Genomic DNA, 20,007 nt, shown 5'->3' with positions numbered 1-20,007 from the left:
CGGTGGCCGGCATGACGGCCACCCTTCCCGCGGGCCGGCTCGGCCCCGACTTCCACCGCCTCTGGACGGCCTCGGCCGTCGCCAATCTCGGCGACGGCGTCACCCTGGTGGCCGCGCCGCTGCTGGTCGCCTCGCTCACCCCCGATCCGGCGGCGGTGGCCGCCGCGGCGTTCGCCCCGCAACTGCCGTGGCTGCTCCTCGCCCCGGTCAGCGGGGCGCTCGTGGACCGGCTCGACCGCCGCCGGCTGATCGTCGCCGTCAACGTGGGCCGCGCGCTGGTGCTGGCCGCGCTGGCCGGGGCCGTGCTCGCCGGGGTGGCCACCGTGCCGCTGGTCTGCCTCGCCTTCTTCCTCACCGGCGTCGGCGAGACCCTGGCCGACACGGCCGCCGGGGCGCTGCTGCCGTCGGTGGTGCCCGCCGATCGCCTGGAGCAGGCCAACAGCCGGCTCTCCGCCACCTTCGTGATCGGCAACCAGTTCGTGGCCAAGCCGTTCGGGGCGTACCTCTTCGTGGTGGCCGCGGCGCTGCCGTTCGGGTTCGACGCGGCCACCTTCGGGCTGGCCGCGCTGCTGCTGGCCCTGCTGCGCTGGCGGCCGGCGCCCCCCGCGACACCGCCGGCGCCGGCGGATCCGCGCCGGTCGCTGCGCGCCGAGGTCGTGGAAGGCGTACGGGCGCTGTGGGCCGTGCCGGTGCTGCGCACCCTGGCCGGCTGCATCGCCGTCATGAACGTGGCGTTCTGCGCCGCGTTCGCCGCCTTCGTGCTCTACGCCCGGCAGCGGCTCGGCCTCGCCGAGGTCGGGTACGGCGTCCTGCTGACCGCCTCGGCCGTCGGCGGGCTGGCCGGCAGCGCGCTGGCCACCCGGCTGCGGTCCCGGTTCGGCACGCCCGCGCTGCTGCGGGCCGGACTGCTCATCGAGATCGGGCTCCAGCTCGTGCTGGCCGGCACGCGGCAGCCGGTGGTCGCCGGTGCCGCGCTGGCGGTGTGGGGCGGGCACGCCATGGTCTGGGGCGTGCTCGTGGTGTCGCTGCGGCAGCGGCTCGTGCCGGACCGGCTGCGCGGCCGGGTGACCGGTGTCTACGCCCTGGCCGATCTCGGCGGGGCGGCGCTGGGCACGGTCGCGGGCGGGATCCTGGCCCGGGCCACCGGGAGTCTCCTGGCGCCGTTCTGGCTGGCCGCGGCGGCGCTCACGGTGCTCACGGTGCTGGCCTGGCGCCGGCTCGGCGACACCGGCGGCTGACCCGCCGGGCGCCGGTGGGGAGACCGTCCGGTTCTCCCCACCGGCGCCCCCAACCGCCTCCTCTCGGTCACCTTGCCGTCACGTCGGCGTAGCCGCGGCGACCGATGCCTGGACCAGCGTGGTGTCGCGCCGGAGAGGCCGGCCGACCAGCGGAGGACCAGCAGTGGCACACGACGAGGCGGGACCGCCGCGCCGCGGCCGGATCGTCATGCTCGTCGACAACAAGGTCGAGGGCGACTCCCGGGTGCAGAAGATCGCCCGGTCCGCCGCCGAGGCCGGGTGGGACGTGACGCTGCTCGGCCGTTCCCCGGACGGCACCGAACGGAGCTGGCGGCTGGGGGCCGCCGAGGTGCGGCTGCTGCCGATGCCCGAGCCGCTGCACCGGCGCCGGCACGAGTTCCGCCGCTCGCTGCGCTGGCCGCTGGCGTACCGGTCGGGCGGCATCGCCGAGCACCGCGCCCAGTGGGTCCGGGCCTGGCGCGCCGACCTGGCCGTCCGGGCCGCCCTCGTGGCGCGGCGCGCCGCCGCCGGTGAGCTGGCCGGCGCCCGGCTCGGCCGGGCGCGGCGGGCGCTGCGCCGGCGGGAGGTCGCCGCCGGGCTGCTCGACCGCTGGGTGTGGCTGCGCACGAAGATGATGAACCGGGTCCGGTACGGCCGCCGCTTCCGCGGCCCGTGGGACCGGGCGTACACGCTGTTCTGGCAGCTGGTCCAGGGTGACCGGGCGTGGCGGCGGCTGGAGCCGGGGCTCTGGGACTACGAGCTGGCCTACGGTCCCGAGGTGGACCGGCTGCGCCCGGACCTGATCCACGCGCACGACTTCCGGATGCTCGGTGTCGGCGCCCGCGCCAAGATCCGCGCGGCCGGCCAGGGTCGCCGGGTGGCGCTGGTCTGGGACGCCCACGAGTTCCTGCCCGGGATCAAACCGTGGCGGGACCACGCCCGCTGGCTGCCCGCCCACCGGGCGCACGAGCGGGAGTACGCGCCGTACGCCGACGCCGTGCTCACCGTCTCGGCCGACCTGGCCGAGCTGCTGCGCCGCGAGCACGGGCTCGCCGAGGCGCCCGCCGTGCTGCTCAACGCCCCCGCCGACGACCACCGCCCGGCCGACGACGCGCCGCCGCCGGACCTGCGGGCCGAGTGCGGCCTCGGTCCCGACGTGCCGCTGCTGGTCTACAGCGGCGCGGCCGCGCCGCAGCGCGGGCTGGACACCCTGGTCGAGGCGCTGCCCCGGCTGCCGGGCGTGCACCTCGCGCTCGTGGTGAACCCGGCGCTGCGCTACGTCGAGGGGCTGGCCGAGCGGGCCGCCCGGCTCGGCGCGGCCGACCGCCTGCACGTGCTGCCGTACGTACCCCACTGGCAGGTGGTGCCGTTCCTGTCCGGCGCCGACGTCGGGGTCATCCCGATCCACCACTGGCCCAACCACGAGATCGCCCTGATCACCAAGTTCTTCGAGTACGCGCACGCCCGGCTGCCCGTGGTGGTCAGCGACGTGCGGACCATGGCGGCCACGGTGCGGGAGACCGGCCAGGGCGAGGTGTTCCGGGCCGGCGACGTCGACGACTTCGTCCGGGCCGTGACCGCCGTGCTGGACGACCCCGCCCCGCACCGCGCCGCGTACGACCGGCCGGGGCTGCTCGCCGGCTGGACCTGGACGGCCCAGGCCGACGTGCTGGAGGCGGCGTACCGCCGGCTGCTGCCCGACGCCCCGCCCCCGCCCGACGGAGACACGACCGACCCGCCGACTCCCCGAGGAGCGCTCCGGTGCCCACCCCAGACGTGAGCGTCGTCATCCCGGTCTACAACACCCTGCCCTACCTGCGGGGCTGCCTGGACTCGCTGCTGCGGCAGACGATCGGCCACGACCGCATGGAGATCGTGGCGGTGGACGACGGCTCCACCGACGGCAGCGGCCGGCTGCTGGACGGGATCGCCGACCGCCACCCCGGCACCGTCAAGGTGCTCCACCAGGCCAACTCCGGCGGCCCGGCCGCCCCCTGCAACCGGGGTCTGGAGGTGGCCACCGGCCGGTACGTGTTCTTCCTCGGTTCCGACGACCACCTCGGCCCGGAGGCCCTCGAACGGCTCGTCGCCGCCGCCGACCGGTACGGCTCGGACGTCGTGCTCGGCAAGGTGGTCGGGGTCAACGGCCGGCACGTCTTCTCCGACGTCTTCGCCGCCGGCAACGCCCCCGACATCAGCCTGTTCGACTCCGCGCTGCCCTGGTCGCTGGCCAACACCAAGCTGTTCCGCCGCGACCTCGTGGACCGGCTCGGGCTGCGCTTCCCTGAGGACATGCCGGTGCTCAGCGACCAGCCGTTCACCCTGGCCGCCTGCTACCACGCCCGGCGGATCTCGGTACTCGCCGACTACGACTACTACCACGCGGTGCGCCGCCTGGACGCCCGCAACATCACCTACCACAGCAGGGTCGACCAGCGCCTGGTCAGCGTGGAGCGGCTGTTCGCCTTCGTGGCCGGGCTGATCCCGGCCGGCCCGCGCCGCGACGCGGTGCTGCGCCGGCACGTCGGCCTGGAGCTGGCCAACCTGGTCGGCGACGACTTCCGACGGCTGGACCGGGCCGCGCAGGAGCGGGTGCACGCGGCGGTGCGCCGCCTCGTCGAGCGGTACGTCACCGACGGGCTCCGGAACCGGCTCGACATCGAGGCGCGGCTGCGGCTCGGCGCGGTGACCGCCGGGGGGGTCGACGAGCTGCTGGCCGTCATCGACCAGGACGCCGAACGGGGCGTCCCGGCCACGGTGGTCGCCGCCGGCCGCTGGCACGCCGGCTACCCGGGCGCCCCGGCCGCGTGGACCGACGTCACCGAGGTACGCGCCGACTGGCTGGCCCGGGTGGACACCGTGACGGTCAGCTGGGCGGACCCGCACACCCTCGCGGTGACCACGCGCAGCCCGTACCCCCGTTTCGCGGCGGAGGCGGGGCCCGTGCGACTGGTCGCCGGGCCGGTCGCCGGCACCACCCTGCTGGACGCCACGGACCCGACCGGCCGGACGGTGCGGACCGACTTCCCGGTCGACCGGCTCCTGGCCGCCAGCGCGGCCAGCGGCCAGCGCCACCCCGTGCGGGCCGAGGTCGACGGTGACCACGGCCGTGGCAGCGCCCCGGTCCGCGCGCCCCGGCTCGCCGCCGGTCGCCCCCGGCTGCTGCGCAGGGGCACCCGCCTCTACGGGGTGGCCGCGACGGTCGACCCGCGCAACGGCCAGCTCGTGCTGTCGGTGGTGCCGGTGACCGTCGGGCAACTGGTCGGCCGGCTGCGCCGGCGGTGGCGGCGGAGCGCTCCGGCCGTCGCCCGCCCGGTGCCGGCGCCGGTCCCGGCGACGTCAGAGTGGGCGCGGGTGGGGCTGGTCCAGGGGCATGGGAATCTGCAGGAAGGTGGTGCCCCGCAGGTCGAGCCAGGCCTGGTCGGGCGCGCGGACCAGGCGCACCATCACCTCGGTGCAGGCCGGGCAGCGTCCGATCAGCCCGGGAGCGTGCGAGTAGACGTGCAGCCCCGCCATCGGGCCGGTCATGCCGCAGTGGTCGCAGCGCCCGATGGCGGAACTGAGGTCGACGGCGAAGACTTCGCGCAGCGGCCCGTCGAGCATGTTGCCGTCCACGTAGGACATGTCGGTCATGCGCCCTCCTCGGGTGGTCAGCCGGTCGGGCCGAACCGTTCGGTCTTCACCCGCCGCGTCGGGTGGCCCAGGCCCACCAGCAGGTCCGCCACCGCCTCCACGAACCCGGTGGGGCCGCAGACGTAGCAGAGCGGCTCCAGGTCGGGCGGCCACCCGTGGGTGTTCACGTCGGCCAGGCCGATCCGGTGCGGCTCCCCCCGCCAGCCCTCCGGCGCGGCCCGGGTGTAGACGTACGCCACGTCGAGGCCCTGGTCGTCCCGGGTACGGCGGCGCAGTTCCTCGGCGTAGAAGACGTCGTCGGGGGTGCGCACCGAGTAGATGAGGCGGAACGGCGCCCGGTTGCCGGCCTCCCGCCGGGCCCGGACCATCGCCATGAGTGGCACCACCCCGGAGCCGCCGCCCACCAGCAGCACCGGCGCGGTCTCGTCGGCACGCCAGACGAACCAGCCGCCGATCGGCCCGCGCACCTCCACGGGGTCGCCCTCGGCGTAGGTGTCGGTGAGGTACGGCGACACCTCCCCGTCGGGCACCCGCTGCACGGTCACCGCGATCCGCTCCCCCTCGGCCGGCGCGGCCAGGGAGTAGGAGCGGGCCGCCTGGTAGCCGTCGGCGGCGGTGAGCCGGATGTCGACGTGCTGCCCGGGCCGGTGGCCGGGCCAGCCGGGCACCTCCAGCATCAGGGTCTGCGCGGTCGGCGTCTCGACCCGCCGCTCCACGAGGCGGGCCACCCGCCAGGTCAGCGGGGCGGCCACCCGGTCGCCGGTCGTCGGGACGGCCACGTCAGTCGCCCTGGTAGCGCTGCTCGCGCCACGGGTCGCCGTAGTCGTGGTAGCCGGCCGTCTCCCAGAAGCCCGGCTGGTCGTCGGTGAGCAGGCGGATGCCCCGGACCCACTTGGCGGACTTCCAGAAGTAGAGGTGCGGGACGAGCAGCCGGGCCGGCCCGCCGTGCTCGGCGGGGAGCGGGCCGCCGTCGTAGGTGTGCGCCACCCAGGCCCGGCCGCCGCGCAGGTCGTCCAGCGGCAGGTTGGTCGTGTAGCCGCCGTAGGAGTGGGCCAGGGCGTACCGGGCGGCCGTGTCGACGCCGTCGAGCAGGGTGTCCAGCGAGACCCCCTGCCAGTCGGTGCCCAGCTTCGACCAGTGGGTGACGCAGTGGATGTCGACGTGCGGCGTCTCCTGCGGCAGGCCCATGAGCTCGTCCCAGGACCAGCGGTACTCGGCGCCGGTCTCGGTGGTGAGCACGAACTCCCAGGTGTCCAGCGGCACCCGGGGCGTCGGCCCGGCGGACAGCACCGGGAAGTCCTGCGTGAGGTACTGCCCCGGTGGCAGGGCCGGTTCGGCCGTACGGGGCCGGCCCTGAAAGCCCGGCGAGACGATTCCCACGCGTCAGTCGTACCACCTGGCGTGGGCCGGGGCGAGGGGTTCGGCCGGGAGCCGCCGCGCCGGGTGACCGGCGCGGCGGCCGGGTCAGCGCCGCTCGGCGGCCACCGCCCGCTCCCCGCCGGCCCGGTCGCGGGTGGCGCGCAGGCTGGTCAGCGTGACGATCACCAGGACGCCGATGATCACGCCCAGCGAGGCGAGGGTGGGGATCTGCGGCACGCCGGGCCAGATGCCGTGCGCCCAGTGCAGGCCCAGCTTGAGGCCGATGAAGGCGAGGATGGCGGCCAGGCCGTAGCTGAGGTGCACGAGGCGGCTCAGGGCGGCGTGCAGGACGAAGTAGAGCGCCCGCAGGCCGAGCAGGGCGAAGGCGTTGGTGGCGAAGACCAGGTACGGGTCCTCGGTGATGCCGTAGACGGCGGGCACCGAGTCGACGGCGAAGACCACGTCGGTGGCCAGCACGGCGACCACCACGAGGGCGAACGGGGTGAGCGCACGCCGGCCGGCGCTCCGGACGGTCATCTTCGGGCCGTGGTACTCGTCGACCACCGGCATGACCTTGCGCAGCAGCCGGACCGACCGCATCTTGTCGATGTCGACCTCCTGCTGGTGCCCGGAGAGGGCGTCGCGCAACAGCTTGACCGCGGTGGCGATCAGGATGAGCGCGAAGAGCAGGAACGCGAAGTCGAGGGTCTGGAGCGCGGCGGCGCCCAGGGCGATGAAGACGGCCCGCAGCACGAGCGCGCCGGCGATGCCGTAGAGCAGCACCCGCTGGGCCAGCACGGCGGGCACCGCGAACGCGGCCAGCAGCAGCATGAAGACGAAGAGGTTGTCGACCGAGAGCGACTTCTCCACCAGGTAGCCGGTGAGGTACTGGACGCCCTGCTCGGAGCCGTAGCGGCCCCACACCCAGGCGCCGAAGGCCAGCGGCAGGGCGACGTAGAAGGCCGACCAGCCCAGCGCCTCCTTCAGGGAGACCTCGTGCGGCTTCCGGGTGACCAGGAAGTCGAGCACCAGCAGCGCCAGCACGCCGGCGATGGTCACCGCCCAGAGGGTGGGGGTGCCGACCGACGACAGCTCGGCAGCGGACAGGTACGACAACTCGGTCATGGAGCCTCCTCGAACACGGTGCCATGTCCGAGGTCTCCTTCACCCACCCATGGTGGGCAACCACCCGAGGCGCGCCCGGGGCCCGCCGTACTGACCGGAATGGTTCGTGGGAAGTACTCCCCTCGCGGCTCCAAGGTTAGGGCAACCTCAACCCGCACGCCAAGTTTCGACGCGGATGATTGCCCTGGTCAACCGCTGTGCGGGGCGGTCGGGCGTGGTGCCCGGGCAGCCGGGGCCCTATGGTGACGCGATGGACAACGGGCCGCTGACCGGCGTACGGGTGATCGAGCTGGCCGGCATCGGGCCTGGGCCGTTCGCCGCCATGATGCTCGCCGACCTCGGCGCGGACGTGGTGCGGGTGGACCGGACCGGCGGCGGGGGCTTCGGCGACATCCCGGGCGACCTGCTCAACCGCAACCGCCGGTCGCTCGCCGTCGACCTCAAGACCCCGGAGGGGCGCGAGGTGGTGCTGGCCTTGGCCGCCGGGGCGGACGCGCTCGTCGAGGGCTTCCGGCCCGGCGTCACCGAGCGGCTCGGCCTCGGCCCGGCCGACTGCCACACCGTCAACCCCAAACTGGTGTACGGGCGGATGACCGGCTGGGGGCAGGACGGCCCGCTCGCCCACACCGCCGGCCACGACATCGACTACCTGGCGCTGACCGGCGCGCTGCACGGCGTCGGCCGGGCCGGCGAGCGCCCGGTGCCGCCCATGAACCTCCTCGGCGACTTCGGCGGCGGCGGGATGATGCTGGCCCTGGGGGTCGTCGCGGCGCTGTACGCGGTCCGCGCCGGCGCCCCCGGCCAGGTGGTCGACGCGGCCATCGTGGACGGCGTGTCGGTGCTGGCCACCCAGATCCACGCGCTGCGCCGGGCCGGCATGTGGCAGGACCCGCGCGGGGTGAACCTGCTCGACGGCGGTGCGCCCTTCTACGACACGTACGAGTGCGCCGACGGGCGGCACCTCGCGGTGGGCGCGCTGGAGCCGCGGTTCTACGACGAGCTGGTCCGGCTCACCGGCTTCCCGCTCGACGGGGACGAGGCCCCCGACCGGCACGACCCGGCGAACTGGCCGGCGCTGCGGGCCGCCTGGGCCCGGCTGTTCCGCACCCGCACCCGGGACGAGTGGGCCGCGCTGCTGGCCGGCTCGGACGCCTGCGTGGCGCCCGTGCTCGACTGGGCCGAGGCCCCGGAGCACCCGCACCTGGCCGCCCGGGACGTGTTCGTCGCGCCCGACGGGGTCGTCCAGCCGGCCCCCGCGCCGCGCTTCTCGGCGACCCCCACGTCGGTCCGCCGGCCGCCGCCGCGCCCCGGCGAGCACACCGACGAGCTGCTGGCCGAGGCCGGTCTCGACGCGGGACGGATCGCGGCCCTGCGCGCCGCGGGCACGGTGGCCTGACGGGACCGGGCGCGGCGGGTCAGCGGCGGGTCGCGCCGGGCGCCAGGGCGGGCTCCACCATGTCCCGGAAGTCGCGGGGCAGCTGGACCACCACGTCCTGGAACTCCCCACTGGTGATCGCCTCGCGCAGGGTGCAGAAGACGGCCCGCACCCCGTTGCGGGCGGTCGCCTCGTCGACGCCGGCCCGCACGGACACCCGGGAGACGAACTCGGCCGCCCCGAAGCGGTCCGCCGCCTCGGCCCGGGGATCCGGCTTCAGCAACCCCTGAAGGGGCTTCGGCATCTGCGCGGCGAGATCCAGCACCTCGCCGCCGGTCAAGCGGTCGGTGAGGGTCGCCAGCGTGGCCCGCGTCAGCTCCGCCGCCAACTCCTGCGACGTCCCGGTACGCCGCGCCACCCGGCCGACGAAGGTGAGGTAGTGCATGGGTGGTACCCCCTTCGGTGCTCCAGCATCGCGCGGCTACCCGCCACGGCGGCCGCGAAACGGTGGCGGTTTTCCACCGGCGCCGGGGCGTGACCCGCGGCCCGGCGGGTAACCGCCGCCGGTCGTGACCGCAACTACAGGCGCGAGGAGCCCCACCCATGGCGAGTTACACGGACGTCCTCGAGTACCTGTCCGCGCTGGACTATCCGGCCGGCAAGGACGACGTCATCCAGGAGGCCGAACGGGAGGGCGCGCCGCCGGAGGTCTTGAAGGCGCTGCGGGCGCTGCCGCCGGTGGACTACGCCAACGGCACCGAGGTGGCCCGCTCGGCCGGTATCGACGCCGCCCCCGAGGTGGGCCCGTCGCAGCGCGCCGCGCAGGCCCGGGACCGGCACCTGCGGGTCTCGCAGCACCTCCGCGGCATCTGACCCCGCTCGGTGCCGCGTTGGACGGCCGGCCGGGTCCACGGACACGTGCCGGCGGCGCTCCAGCTCGTGGTGATGGCGCTGGTCGGCGGCGTCGCCGCCGGTGCCACCGTCGTCATGCTCAGGCCGGCCCTCGCCCCGCTGGTCGGGTGGGACGCGGCCGCGCTGAGCTGGCTGGCACTGCAGTGGGGACGGCTGTCCCGGCTGGACGCCGAGCGGACCGCACGGTTGGCGAAGCTGGAGGACCCCAACCGGGCCACCCGGGACGCCCTGCTGCTGGCCGCCTGCGTGGCCAGCCTGCTCGCGGTCGGCATGGTGCTGACCACCACGCACAACCTTGAGCCCGGACTGCTCCGGGACCTCTACGGCGCCCTCGGCGTGCTGAGCATCGTGGTCGCCTGGTTCGTGGTGCACACCGTCTACACCACGCGGTACGCCCGGCTCTACTACTCCGGGGAACCGGGCGGGATCAACTTCCATCAGGACGAGCCGCCGCGCTTCTCCGACTTCGCGTACGTGGGCTTCACGGTCGGCGCGACCTTCCAGGTCTCCGACACCGACCTGTGCAGCTCGGAGATGCGCCGCACCGCGCTGCGGCACCTGCTGCTGTCGTACCTGTTCGGTGCGGTCATCATCGCCGCCACGGTGAACCTGCTCGCCAGCCTCGCCCAGTGAGCGCGGAGGCCCCGGAGACAGGCGGGCGCCCCGGGTCACGAACCGCGACCTGGGGCGCCACGCAGCACCTGTCCCCGCCGGTCCGCGCCCGAACCGGGTCGCGACCGACAGGCGGTGGATGTTCGCCCGAACCGGGCGGGCATCGCTGCCACGATCATCATACGACAGGGCATCAGCCGAACGGGTGAGTATCGCGAGATTGTGGCGCCCGGCACGTCAGGCCGACAGCTCGGCGTACCGCTTCTCCAGGTCCACCCGGGCCAGCGCACCGACCAGCCAGGCCAGCCGCTCCGACTCACCGCTGCCGGCCACCCCGGCCAGGTCGTCCGCGGAGCGGCCCAGCCCCAGCCGGCGCGCCGCCGCGAGCGCCCGCCGGTCGGCCACCGGCGCCACCTCCCGCCACACCGCCTGCGCCTCGCGAAGGAACAGGTCGGCCACCTCGTCGTCCACCCCGGGCAACGCGGTCAGTAGCCGCCGCTCCCGGGGCGGATCCTGGTGCGCCTCGCTGCGGAGCCGGCGCAGGTCGCCGCGGTACGCGTCGACCACCTTCTGCGCCAGGTCACCGAGGGTGGCGGCGAGCGCTGCCACGTCGCCGCGCTGCCCGGCCTCGCGCAGCACGCGGACCCGGTCGTCGTGCAGGGAACGGGCCAGCCGGGCCGCGCTGTCCCAGCCCGCGTCCCGCAACCCAATCGCGGCGTCGACCGCCTTGTGGAAGTCGCCCCGGCGGGCGAGCAGAACGGACAGGTAGAGCACCTGGAACAGCTGGGACGGGTTGTTCGTGACCCGGAACCCGTACCGTTCGGCGAACCCCCGCCCGTCCCCGGCGAGCCGGCGGACCAGCCGCTTCTTGTCCTCGACACTGGAAATCGCACTGGTGGTGGGCATGCCCGCCGTCTACCCGGGGCGGGGCGGGGCATTCAGCCGAGCGTGGTGCCGTGCCGGTCCCGCGCCTTGAGCCGGGTGGTCGGCAGCGCCGGGGCCGGCAGCGGAGGCGCAGCGTCGTCGGCGACCGTCCCGAACCGCCGGCCCGCCATCCAGTCCTCGCGGGCGGCCGCGACCTCCTCGTGCGAGCGGCCCACGAAGTTCCACCACATCACCAGCGGCTCCTCGAACGGGGTGCCGCCGAGCAGCAGCAGCCGGCTGCCCGGCGCGGCCCGCAGGGTCAGCGCGTCCCGGCCGGCGCCCAGGTAGAGCAGCGCACCGGGGGCGAAGGCCACCCCGTCCACCTCGGCGGAGCCGGACATGGCGAGTAGCCCGTACTCGAAGTCGCGGCGCAGCGGCAGCGTGGCCGGCGCCGGACCCCGGACCTCGAGCTGCGCGCCGACCAGCGGCGTGTACACCACGGCCGGGGAACGCTCCCCGCCCACCTCGCCGACGAGCAGGGTGACGTCCAGGTCGCCGTCGCTCCAGCGGGGCAGCTCGGCGTGGTGGGCGAAGTCGGCCGCGCCGGCCCGGGCCGGGTCCGGCAGCGCCACCCAGAGCTGCACGCCGTGCATGAGCGGCGGGTGCACCAGGGGCGAGCGCTCCGAGTGGGCGATGCCGTGCCCCGAGGTCATCACGTTGAGCTGGCCGGGACGGATCGGCTGGACGTTGCCCAGGCTGTCCCGGTGCAGGATCTCCCCGTCGAGCAGCCAGGTGACCGTCTGCAGCCCGGTGTGCGGGTGCGGCGGCACCTCCATGCCGGGGCGCTCGGCCACGTCGTCCGGTCCGAAATGGTCCACGAAGCACCAGGCGCCGACGAGCCGCCGCTGCCGCTGCGGCAGCAGCCGGCGCACCGTGGTGTAGCGGCCCAACGGCACGTCGTGCCCGGGGAGCAGCACGCTGCCGGGGTCGGTGGAGCCCAGGCCAGGTGGGAGGGTCTGCGCCGGCAGGGATTCGGTACGGTCCACGGCCCGACTGTACGCCCGGGCCTCCGCGGCGCTCACCGCGTTCGGCCTGCTCGGAGGGTTTGCGCTTCCGGCGTGGTTGCGGGGTTTGCGCTTCCGGCATGGTCGGGGCTGGGGGCTGCGGGCCATCGTTGGTCGCGGTTGGGGCTGGGGGCGAGGGTGACCGGCTCCGGGCGGTCAGGCTTGATCCCTGCGCCGGTCACCCTCGCCCCCAGCCCGTCGTGGGCCTTCGCCGTCCGTCCGCGCGGCCTTCCCTGGGTACGCCGCTGGCCGGCACCCCGGTGTTCGGGGTGCCGGCCAGCGGTGCGTTGCTTTGGTCAGCTGTTCCAGTGCTGGTGGACGATGTCGGCGGCCTGCTGCTCCCACTGCGCGTAGGCGTCGGGGTAGGCCGAGACCTGCACGGTCTGGGCGGCCTCGGTCAGCGGCATGTCCTGCCAGCCGTCGACCTGCTTCAGGCCCTTCTCGAACGCCAGGGTGGCGTACTCGGGGTCGGTGATCTGCTCCGGCGAACCCCAACCACTGGACGGGCGCTGCTGGAACAGGCCCAGCGAGTCATGGTCGTTGGCGTCGCCGAGGTGGCCCAGGTTCTCCAGCTTCGACTCCTGCAGGCTCGTGGCGATCGAGATGACCGCCGCCCGCTCCGGCAGACCGGCCTTCTTCGTCGCGGCGATGATCGCCTTGGCGTTGGCCAGCTGCTCGTCGTTCAGGTCGATCTTCGACTGCGCGCCCTGCACGCCGTGCGGGATCAGCTTGTCACCCTGCACCGCGACCGCAGCCGGCTTGCCCTCGACCGGACGGGCGTCGGCGTGGGCGGCGACCGGACCGGCGAAGATCCCACCGGTGAAGGCCAGACCAGCAATACCCAGCACGCTCTTACGCAGCATCGTGTTCATGAGAAAGCTCCTCGGGGGTTGGCGCACACCCACACCGACGGGGGTCGGCAAAAGGGGGATGGCGTGCGCAAGCACCGTCAGGCGCTCAAGAAAGTCTTGGGGGATCATCGGCGCGCGGGGCTGAGGCCTCTTCGCAGCGCCGGGACCATGTACAACGACCGGCGGGCCACCATCATTCCGGGACCGGCACACCCACCTGCGGCGAGCGGGTCCGGGGGGCCGGCCACCCCGGCTCGCGGGGCGCCTTCCTCGGCCGTGCACCGGGTATAACGACCCCCGCCCACCCGCCATTCCGCCGCCAGGGTGCCGCCGGTCACCGCACGAAACGGACAGCCCGCCCAGCCTGCACCGGTCGGTGGAACACCACGGGTGTATCCGGGCCTCGGAGACACCCATCGCGTTCCACTCAACGCCCGAGCCACAGCGCGAAACGGACACCTCACCCCAGCGCGCAACGGTCAGTGGAACGGTATGGAGGTATCCGAGCCCCGGAGACATCCACAGCGTTCCACTCACCTGGCCGGGCAGGCGCGAACCGGACATTCAGCCCGGCCGGGCGCCGACGGCTGGGTGTGCCGGGCCGGCTGGTCGGGCGCCGGTAGCCGGGCGGAGCCCGGTGGAGCCGGCCGTCCGCGTACCCCGGAGGTCGTCTGCCAGTGCGGCACGGGCCGGGAGCCTGGCGACGGCCGCAGCCAGGCGACTGCCGGACCCGACACGGGCCGGGAGCCTGGCGACCGCCGCAGCCCGGCGACTGCCGGATGCGGCACGGGCCGGGAGCCTGGCGACGGCCGCAGCCCCGGTGACTGCCGGACGCGGCGCGGGCCGCGAGTCTGGCGACGGCCGCTCTCTGTCAGGTCAGTCGGGTGCGGGCCTTTTCGGCGCAGGCGGACAGCAGGGTCTCGGCGTCCAGGCCCAGGCTCTCGATCGCCACCAGGGCGGTGAACGCCACGTCGGCCAGTTCGGCGGCCACCTCGGCGCGGGTGTGCGTGACGCCCTTGCGGGGGTTCTGGCCGAGCACCCCGATCCAGGCGGCGGCCACCTCCCCCGCCTCCTCGGTGAGCTTGAGCAGGCGCGAGGTCAGCTCTGCGTCCCCGGTGCCGTTGGCGGCGTCCAGCCAGGCGCGGGCGTCCCTCGCCGTCTTCCAGATCAACTCGTCCACCCGCCCAGTGAACCGGACGGCGGCGACGATCCGTACCCCGGGACGGTGCGGCGACGAGGCCGGCACCGGGACCGGAAGGGGCGTGTCCGTGATGCCGGAGACCGTCGAGACGGTGTTCGCGAACGTGGTCAAGCGGAACCCGGGTGAGCCCGAGTTCCACCAGGCCGTCCGGGAGGTGCTGGAGAGCATCGGACCGGCCCTGGCCCGCCACCCCGAGTACGCGCACGCGTGTGTCATCGAGCGGATCTGCGAGCCGGAGCGGCAGGTCATCTTCCGGGTGCCGTGGGAGGACGACCACGGCCGGGTCCGGGTGAACCGCGGCTTCCGGGTGGAGTTCAACAGCGCGCTGGGCCCGTTCAAGGGTGGGCTGCGCTTCCACCCGTCGGTCTACCTGGGGATCGTGAAGTTCCTCGGCTTCGAGCAGATCTTCAAGAACGCGCTGACCGGCCTGCCGATCGGCGGCGGCAAGGGCGGTGCGGACTTCGACCCGAAGGGCCGCTCGGACCGCGAGGTGATGCGGTTCTGCCAGAGCTTCATGACCGAGCTGTACCGGCACATCGGCGCGCAGACCGACGTGCCGGCCGGGGACATCGGGGTGGGTGGCCGGGAGATCGGCTACCTGTTCGGCCAGTACAAGCGGATCACCAACCGGTACGAGTCCGGCGTGCTCACCGGCAAGGGACTGTCGTACGGGGGCGCGCAGGTGCGGCGCGAGGCGACCGGCTACGGGGCGGTCTTCTTCGCCGAGGAGATGCTGAAGCAGACCGGGGACAGCCTGGACGGCAAGCGGGTGGTGGTCTCCGGCTCGGGCAATGTGGCGATCTACGCGATCGAGAAGGTGCACCAGCTCGGCGGGACGGTGGTGGCCTGCTCGGACTCGGACGGCTACGTGCTGGACGAGAAGGGCATCGACCTCGCCCTGCTCCGCGAGCTGAAGGAGGAGCGCCGAGCCCGCCTGGACGACTACGTCCGGCACGTGCCGCACGCGGTGGCGGTCTCCGGTCGTACCGTCTGGGAAGTGCCCTGTGATCTGGCGCTGCCCTGCGCGACGCAGAACGAGATCGGCGGCGCGGAGGCCGCGGCGCTCGTGGCCGGCGGCTGTGTCGCGGTGGTCGAGGGGGCGAACATGCCGACCACGCCGGAGGCGGTGCGGATCCTGGGCCGGGCCGGGGTCCGGTTCGCCCCGGGCAAGGCCGCCAACGCCGGCGGGGTGGCGGTGAGTGCGCTGGAGATGCAGCAGAACGCGAGCCGCGACTCGTGGACGTTCGCGCAGTCGGAGCAGCGGCTGCGGGAGACGATGCGGGACATCCACGCCCGCTGCTGGGCCACCGCCGAGGAGTACGGGCTGCCGGGCGACTACGTGGCCGGGGCGAACATCAACGGGTTCCGGCGGGTGGCGGAGGCGATGCTGGCACACGGCCTGGTGTGAGCGGCTCACCGTGAGCGGCTCACCGTGAGCGGCCACTGTGGGCGGACCGGGCGGGCCTCGCTGACCGTTCGGTCAGTCAGCGATTGACAGGCTTCGAGGCCCGGGCCTAGGTTCAGGGCGCTACCGGCCGGTAGGCATCCGTCCCGCCTGGCCGCCCCCGTCCCGGGGCGGCACCCGTCCCCGGGGGAGCACCGATGCTGACCTCATCCACCCGCCTCCTGCGCCGGCTGCTCGCCGCCGGCGCGGCCGTCACCCTCATGGTCGGCCTCGCCGGCGCCGCGCCCGCCCTCGCGGCCGACGACGGCAGCCAGCCGCTGCCCGGCTACACCATCAGCAATCCGCCGCTCGCACCGCTGGTCATCGACGGCGCCGCCACCACCGTCCGGCAGGGCGTGCACGCACACGCCGGCTACCTCATCGAGACCCCCGCCAAGTGGAACGGCGACCTCGTGATGTGGGCGCACGGCTACCGCGGCCAGGGCACCGTGCTCGCCCCCGAGCCGCCCGGCTACGACCTGCGGCAGCGGATGCTGGCACAGGGGTACGCCTGGGCGTCCTCCTCGTACGACCGCAACGGCTACGACATCCGCTCCGGGGTGCTGAGCACCCGCGCGCTGGCCGACCTCTTCGCCGGCACGGTGAAGCGGCCGAAGCGGGTGCTCATCGCGGGCGTCTCCATGGGCGGGCACATCATCGGCCGCTCGCTGGAGCAGTACCCGGGCTACTACGACGGCGCGCTGCCCATGTGCGGGGTGCTCGGCGACCACGAGCTGTTCGACTTCTTCCTCGACTACAACCTGGTCGCGCAGGCCCTCGCCGGGGTGCGCGCGTATCCGACGCCGGACGACTACCTGACCAACGCGGTGCCGCGCATCCAGGGGGCGCTCGGGCTGGCCGAGCTGAAGCCCGGCGGCCCGGACACCACCAACGACCTCGGCAAGCAATTACGGGCGATCACCGTCGAGCGGTCCGGCGGCCCCCGGCCCGGCGCCGACGCCGCCTTCGCGGTCTGGAAGGACTTCCTGTTCAGCATCACCACCACCGACGGCGGCGACTCCCCCGCCCAGCGGCCCGGCCAGCTCGCCACCAACCTGCTCACCCGGTACTCCCCGAACAGCCCCGTGAACGTCAACGCCACCGTGCAGCGGGTCGCCCCGGAGAACGTGTGGCAGCGGCTGTCCCCCACGCTGACCGAGGTGCCGCGGATCAGCGGCCGGCCCACCGTGCCGGTGCTCGGCCTGCACGACCTCGGCGACCTCTTCGTGCCGTTCAGCATGGAGCAGGCCTACGCCCGGGACGTCGCACGGCACGGCCGCAGCCGGCTGGTCGTCCAGCGGGCGATCCGGGCCGCGCAGCACTGCGAGTTCAGCCCGGCCGAGGCCGGCGCCGCCTGGGACGACCTGGTTTCCTGGGTACGCACCGGCAAGCGCCCGGCCGGCGACGCGGTCACCGATCGGAAGGCGGTGGCGGCGCCGGACTTCGGCTGCCGGTTCAGCGACCCGGCCGCCTGGGCCGCCGGCTCGGGTACGCGTCGCCTGTACGCGCCCTGCTGACGCCGCCGGCTCCGTTGTTCCGCGGTGCCGGGCCTGCTGACGCCGCCGGCTCCGTTGTTCCGCGGTGCCGGGCCTGCTGACGCCGCTGGCCGGCACCCCGGGTTCGGGGTGCCGGCCAGCGGTTCGTTGTGCGTGTCAGCTGTTCCAGTGCTGGTTGACGATGTCGGCGGCCTGCTGCTCCCACTGGGCGTAGGCGTCGGGGTAGGCCGAGACCTGCACGGTCTGGGCGGCCTCGGTCAGCGGCATGTCCTGCCAGCCGTCGACCTGCTTCAGGCCCTTCTCGAACGCCAGGGTCGCGTACTCGGGGTCGGTGATCTGCTCCGGCGAACCCCAACCCGAGCTCGGGCGCTGCTGGAACAGGCCCAGCGAGTCATGGTCATTCTTGTCGCCAAGGTGGCCCAGGTTCTCCAGCTTCGACTCCTGCAGCGACGTGGCGATCGAGATGACCGCCGCCCGCTCCGGCAGACCGGCCTTCTTCGTCGCGGCGATGATCGCCTTGGCGTTGGCCAGCTGCTCGTCGTTCAGGTCGATCTTCGACTGCGCGCCCTGCACACCGTGCGGGATCAGCTTGTCACCCTGCACCGCCACCGCAGCCGGCTTCGTGTCGTGCACCGGCTCCGCGTGGGCGGCGACCGGACCGGCGAAGACGCCACCGGTGAAAGCCAGACCAGCAATACCCAGCACGCTCTTCCGCAGCATCGTGTTCATGAGAAAGCTCCTCGGGGGTTGGCGCACACACCGATGGGGGTCGGCCGTGCGCAAGCACCACGTCAGGCGCTCAAAGAAAGTCTTGGGGGATCCACCAGCGCGCGGGGCTGAGCCTCTTCGTCGCGCCGGGACCATGCACAACGACCGGCGGCCCACCATCATTCCGCGATCGCCGCGCCCCATCTCGGGGGCCGATCTCGGGGGCGGCACCCATCTCGGGCGGTCCCGGGGGCCGGCCACCCCGGCTCGCGGGGCGCCCTCCTCGGTCGTTCACCCGGATACAACGACCCCCGCCCGCCGGCCATTCCACCGCCGCGGGATGCCGCCGATCACCGCCCGATCCGGACATTCACCCCAAGCCGCGCAACGATCGTCGCCCCGGCTGCAGATCTTGGACAGTTACCGTTCGCAGCGAACAACAACTGTCCAAGATCGCCCCAGAACCGCATGCACATGACGCCCGAACCCCGGGTCAGTGGAACAGCATGGGTGCATCCAGGACGCGGAGACACCCATGCTGTTCCACTCACCCGCCGAGACAGCGCGAAACACACCCTCCCCGCCCGCAACCCGTCAGTGGAACACCACGGCGGTATCCCGGCCCGGGGAGACACCCATGACGTCCCACTCAACCCCAGGCGGGGCGCACCGGTAGCCGACAGACACCCGTTCACGGCGGCCGGTGGAACGGCATGGATGTATCCGGGCTCCGGAGACGTTTAGCGTTCGACCCAACCCAAGGCGGGGCGCACCGCTAGCCGACAGCCATCCCTCACGGCCGTCGGTGGAACGGTATGGAGGTCTCCGGAGCCCGGAGGCCTCCATATCGTTCCACCCAGCGCCCGCCATCAGGCGCGAAGCGGACACACGCGCCAGATCGCCCGGACCCTCAGGCGCCGCCCACACCCCCCTTGCTCTGCAGCCACGGAAGCAGCCCCCCGGAGCCTCCGGTGCTGCCTAAGAGGCTGCAGAGCAAGGACAGGCGTCGGACCGTGCCACCCGCGCCCGGGCGAGCGGGCGTGATCGACGCCAGATCGGCGAGGTGGCGGGAACCTGCGCGTCGAATCACCGCCAGCACGCCGAGCTGGCGTTTGGTCGGGCAGGTGAGGCCTCAGTGGTCGTCGGGCTCTTCCGGGGTCCACCAGCCGCCGCGGTACAGGGTGCCGCGGGGCGGCTCGGCCCGGGCGGGTCGGGGGCGGCGCGCCCGGCGTACCCGGCTGACCACGAACCAGCCGACGCCGCCCACGCAGACCGCGATGACCACGTTCTGCAGCGTCCCGACGTACGACTCGACGACGTGCCAGTTCTCGCCGAGCAGGTAGCCGGCGAGCACGAAGGCGCTGTTCCAGATGAGGCTGCCCAGCGAGGTGAAGAGCAGGAAGACCGGCACGGGCATGCGTTCCACGCCGGCCGGGATGGACACGAGACTGCGGAAGATCGGAATCATCCGGCCGAAGAACACCGCCTTCACGCCGTGCCGGAGGAACCAGGCCTCGGTACGGTCGACGTCCTCCAGTTTGACCAGCGGCAGCCGCCCCACGAGGGCCCGCATCCGGTCCCGGCCGAGGGCCGCGCCGATCTGGTAGAGGGCCAGCGCGCCCAGCACCGACCCGAGCGTCGTCCACGCGATCGCCCCGACGAGGCTCATCCGCCCCTGGCTCGCGGTGAACCCGGCCAGCGGCAGGATCACCTCGCTGGGGATCGGCGGGAAGAGGTTCTCCAGGGCCACCGCGAGGCCGGCCCCCGGGCCGCCGAGCCGTTCGACCAGGCCGGTGACCCAGCCGACGGGTCCTTCGCCGGCCGGCTCCGCGGCGCGCGGGGCCGCCACCCGGGGACCGACGAGGAGTTGCGCGTTTCCGATCATCCGACAACGTTACGGGGCGACGTGCCGGCCGACCACGAAAACCGGGCGGGCCGGCGACAGCTACGCCGCTGCGCGACGCGCGTCGGGAAGGTCCCGGCAGCTCGCGGCCCACTCGGCCCCGGTGACCCCCACGGCGACCGTCTATTAAGTACCGTCGGTGCCGCAGGTGGCCCCGGGCGGGCGCGAGGCCGGCGGCTGCCCGGGCCACCCTGGGTACGGCCAGCAGGTCGCCTATGGTGG

At 74.1% G+C, this 20,007-nt stretch carries 18 protein-coding genes and 1 pseudogene; 8 read left to right on the top strand and 11 right to left on the bottom strand.

Annotated features, from left to right (window positions below):
* Nucleotides 1-11: 11 nt before the first annotated feature.
* From GCE86_RS06265 to GCE86_RS06255, 3 genes and pseudogenes are all read left to right on the top strand, one after another.
* The gene (locus GCE86_RS06265) at nucleotides 12-1,238 is read left to right on the top strand and encodes an MFS transporter (RefSeq protein WP_154226047.1); all 1,227 of its coding nucleotides are present in this window, start codon (nucleotides 12-14) and stop codon (nucleotides 1,236-1,238) included.
* Nucleotides 1,239-1,446: 208 nt separating this feature from the next.
* Complete coding sequence (locus GCE86_RS06260) at nucleotides 1,447-3,018, top strand: glycosyltransferase family 4 protein (protein ID WP_154230360.1); 1,572 nt, start codon at nucleotides 1,447-1,449, stop codon at nucleotides 3,016-3,018.
* Nucleotides 3,000-4,520 (top strand): annotated as a pseudogene (locus tag GCE86_RS06255) (glycosyltransferase); the annotation flags it as partial. The gene GCE86_RS06260 and the pseudogene GCE86_RS06255, both read left to right, overlap by 19 nt.
* 57 nt (nucleotides 4,521-4,577) lie before the next feature.
* Here the strand turns inward: GCE86_RS06255 and GCE86_RS31940 are convergent.
* The 4 genes from GCE86_RS31940 to GCE86_RS06240 form a co-directional block, all read right to left on the bottom strand.
* On the bottom strand, nucleotides 4,578-4,871 hold the full coding sequence (locus tag GCE86_RS31940; RefSeq protein ID WP_167537091.1) for a DUF6510 family protein: 294 nt from the start codon (nucleotides 4,869-4,871) through the stop codon (nucleotides 4,578-4,580).
* 17 nt (nucleotides 4,872-4,888) lie between these two features.
* Entirely contained in the window at nucleotides 4,889-5,650 is a 762-nt protein-coding gene (locus GCE86_RS06250; RefSeq protein WP_154226046.1) for a ferredoxin reductase, read from the bottom strand.
* Nucleotide 5,651: 1 nt separating this feature from the next.
* A complete protein-coding gene (locus GCE86_RS06245) occupies nucleotides 5,652-6,251 on the bottom strand; it encodes a sulfite oxidase-like oxidoreductase (RefSeq protein ID WP_154226045.1) in 600 nt (199 codons plus the stop codon).
* 84 nt (nucleotides 6,252-6,335) lie between these two features.
* On the bottom strand, nucleotides 6,336-7,355 hold the full coding sequence (locus GCE86_RS06240; protein WP_154226044.1) for a TerC family protein: 1,020 nt from the start codon (nucleotides 7,353-7,355) through the stop codon (nucleotides 6,336-6,338).
* A gap of 250 nt (nucleotides 7,356-7,605) precedes the next feature.
* On the opposite strand from GCE86_RS06240, the gene GCE86_RS06235 reads away from it, so the two are divergent.
* On the top strand, nucleotides 7,606-8,751 hold the full coding sequence (locus GCE86_RS06235) for a CaiB/BaiF CoA transferase family protein (RefSeq protein ID WP_154226043.1): 1,146 nt from the start codon (nucleotides 7,606-7,608) through the stop codon (nucleotides 8,749-8,751).
* Nucleotides 8,752-8,770: 19 nt separating this feature from the next.
* On the opposite strand, the gene GCE86_RS06230 is transcribed toward GCE86_RS06235, so the two are convergent.
* Nucleotides 8,771-9,175: a DUF2267 domain-containing protein gene (locus GCE86_RS06230; RefSeq protein ID WP_154226042.1), complete on the bottom strand. Its 405-nt coding sequence runs from the start codon at nucleotides 9,173-9,175 to the stop codon at nucleotides 8,771-8,773.
* A gap of 158 nt (nucleotides 9,176-9,333) precedes the next feature.
* Between GCE86_RS06230 and GCE86_RS06225 the strand changes: the two genes are divergently transcribed.
* Nucleotides 9,334-9,603: a DUF2795 domain-containing protein gene (locus GCE86_RS06225; protein ID WP_154226041.1), complete on the top strand. Its 270-nt coding sequence runs from the start codon at nucleotides 9,334-9,336 to the stop codon at nucleotides 9,601-9,603.
* 9 nt (nucleotides 9,604-9,612) lie between these two features.
* A complete protein-coding gene (locus GCE86_RS06220) occupies nucleotides 9,613-10,275 on the top strand; it encodes a DUF1345 domain-containing protein (RefSeq protein WP_204342789.1) in 663 nt (220 codons plus the stop codon).
* A 216-nt stretch (nucleotides 10,276-10,491) separates the two neighbouring features.
* On the opposite strand, the gene GCE86_RS06215 is transcribed toward GCE86_RS06220, so the two are convergent.
* The 4 genes from GCE86_RS06215 to GCE86_RS06200 form a co-directional block, all read right to left on the bottom strand.
* Entirely contained in the window at nucleotides 10,492-11,160 is a 669-nt protein-coding gene (locus GCE86_RS06215; protein WP_154226040.1) for a hypothetical protein, read from the bottom strand.
* A 32-nt stretch (nucleotides 11,161-11,192) separates the two neighbouring features.
* Nucleotides 11,193-12,164 (bottom strand): pirin family protein, encoded by a 972-nt coding sequence (locus GCE86_RS06210; RefSeq protein WP_154226039.1) that lies wholly within the window; start codon nucleotides 12,162-12,164, stop codon nucleotides 11,193-11,195.
* A 314-nt stretch (nucleotides 12,165-12,478) separates the two neighbouring features.
* Entirely contained in the window at nucleotides 12,479-13,054 is a 576-nt protein-coding gene (locus tag GCE86_RS06205) for a hypothetical protein (protein ID WP_154226038.1), read from the bottom strand.
* An 850-nt stretch (nucleotides 13,055-13,904) separates the two neighbouring features.
* Entirely contained in the window at nucleotides 13,905-14,213 is a 309-nt protein-coding gene (locus GCE86_RS06200; RefSeq protein ID WP_154226037.1) for a MazG-like family protein, read from the bottom strand.
* A 91-nt stretch (nucleotides 14,214-14,304) separates the two neighbouring features.
* Between GCE86_RS06200 and gdhA the strand changes: the two genes are divergently transcribed.
* Nucleotides 14,305-15,642 carry an NADP-specific glutamate dehydrogenase gene (gdhA, locus tag GCE86_RS06195; protein WP_154230358.1) on the top strand — a complete coding sequence of 446 codons (1,338 nt, stop codon included), beginning with the start codon at nucleotides 14,305-14,307 and terminating at the stop codon, nucleotides 15,640-15,642.
* A gap of 194 nt (nucleotides 15,643-15,836) precedes the next feature.
* On the top strand, nucleotides 15,837-17,195 hold the full coding sequence (locus GCE86_RS06190; RefSeq protein ID WP_154226036.1) for an alpha/beta hydrolase family protein: 1,359 nt from the start codon (nucleotides 15,837-15,839) through the stop codon (nucleotides 17,193-17,195).
* A gap of 135 nt (nucleotides 17,196-17,330) precedes the next feature.
* On the opposite strand, the gene GCE86_RS06185 is transcribed toward GCE86_RS06190, so the two are convergent.
* Both GCE86_RS06185 and GCE86_RS06180 read right to left on the bottom strand, forming a co-directional pair.
* A complete protein-coding gene (locus tag GCE86_RS06185) occupies nucleotides 17,331-17,903 on the bottom strand; it encodes a hypothetical protein (protein ID WP_154226035.1) in 573 nt (190 codons plus the stop codon).
* A gap of 1,111 nt (nucleotides 17,904-19,014) precedes the next feature.
* Nucleotides 19,015-19,767, bottom strand: a complete 753-nt coding sequence (locus GCE86_RS06180; protein WP_154226034.1) for a DedA family protein — start codon at nucleotides 19,765-19,767, stop codon at nucleotides 19,015-19,017.
* Between the last annotated feature and the right edge of the window lie 240 nt (nucleotides 19,768-20,007).

This window comes from Micromonospora terminaliae (assembly GCF_009671205.1).
GTDB classification, from domain to species: domain Bacteria; phylum Actinomycetota; class Actinomycetes; order Mycobacteriales; family Micromonosporaceae; genus Micromonospora; species Micromonospora terminaliae.
Note: the sequence above shows the minus strand (reverse complement) of the source record. Positions and strands in the feature narration are given on the sequence as shown.

Bases quoted from the DNA above. Each gene is read 5' to 3' on its own strand.
- GCE86_RS06265 (WP_154226047.1), top strand. From the start codon at position 12: ATGACGGCCACCCTTCCCGCGGGCCGGCTCGGCCCCGACTTCCACCGC.
- GCE86_RS06260 (WP_154230360.1), top strand. From the start codon at position 1,447: ATGCTCGTCGACAACAAGGTCGAGGGCGACTCCCGGGTGCAGAAGATC.
- GCE86_RS31940 (WP_167537091.1), bottom strand. From the start codon at position 4,871: ATGACCGACATGTCCTACGTGGACGGCAACATGCTCGACGGGCCGCTG.
- GCE86_RS06240 (WP_154226044.1), bottom strand. From the start codon at position 7,355: ATGACCGAGTTGTCGTACCTGTCCGCTGCCGAGCTGTCGTCGGTCGGC.
- GCE86_RS06235 (WP_154226043.1), top strand. From the start codon at position 7,606: ATGGACAACGGGCCGCTGACCGGCGTACGGGTGATCGAGCTGGCCGGC.
- GCE86_RS06230 (WP_154226042.1), bottom strand. From the start codon at position 9,175: ATGCACTACCTCACCTTCGTCGGCCGGGTGGCGCGGCGTACCGGGACG.
- GCE86_RS06225 (WP_154226041.1), top strand. From the start codon at position 9,334: ATGGCGAGTTACACGGACGTCCTCGAGTACCTGTCCGCGCTGGACTAT.
- GCE86_RS06215 (WP_154226040.1), bottom strand. From the start codon at position 11,160: ATGCCCACCACCAGTGCGATTTCCAGTGTCGAGGACAAGAAGCGGCTG.
- GCE86_RS06205 (WP_154226038.1), bottom strand. From the start codon at position 13,054: ATGAACACGATGCTGCGTAAGAGCGTGCTGGGTATTGCTGGTCTGGCC.
- gdhA (WP_154230358.1), top strand. From the start codon at position 14,305: ATGCCGGAGACCGTCGAGACGGTGTTCGCGAACGTGGTCAAGCGGAAC.
- GCE86_RS06190 (WP_154226036.1), top strand. From the start codon at position 15,837: ATGCTGACCTCATCCACCCGCCTCCTGCGCCGGCTGCTCGCCGCCGGC.
- GCE86_RS06185 (WP_154226035.1), bottom strand. From the start codon at position 17,903: ATGAACACGATGCTGCGGAAGAGCGTGCTGGGTATTGCTGGTCTGGCT.
- GCE86_RS06180 (WP_154226034.1), bottom strand. From the start codon at position 19,767: ATGATCGGAAACGCGCAACTCCTCGTCGGTCCCCGGGTGGCGGCCCCG.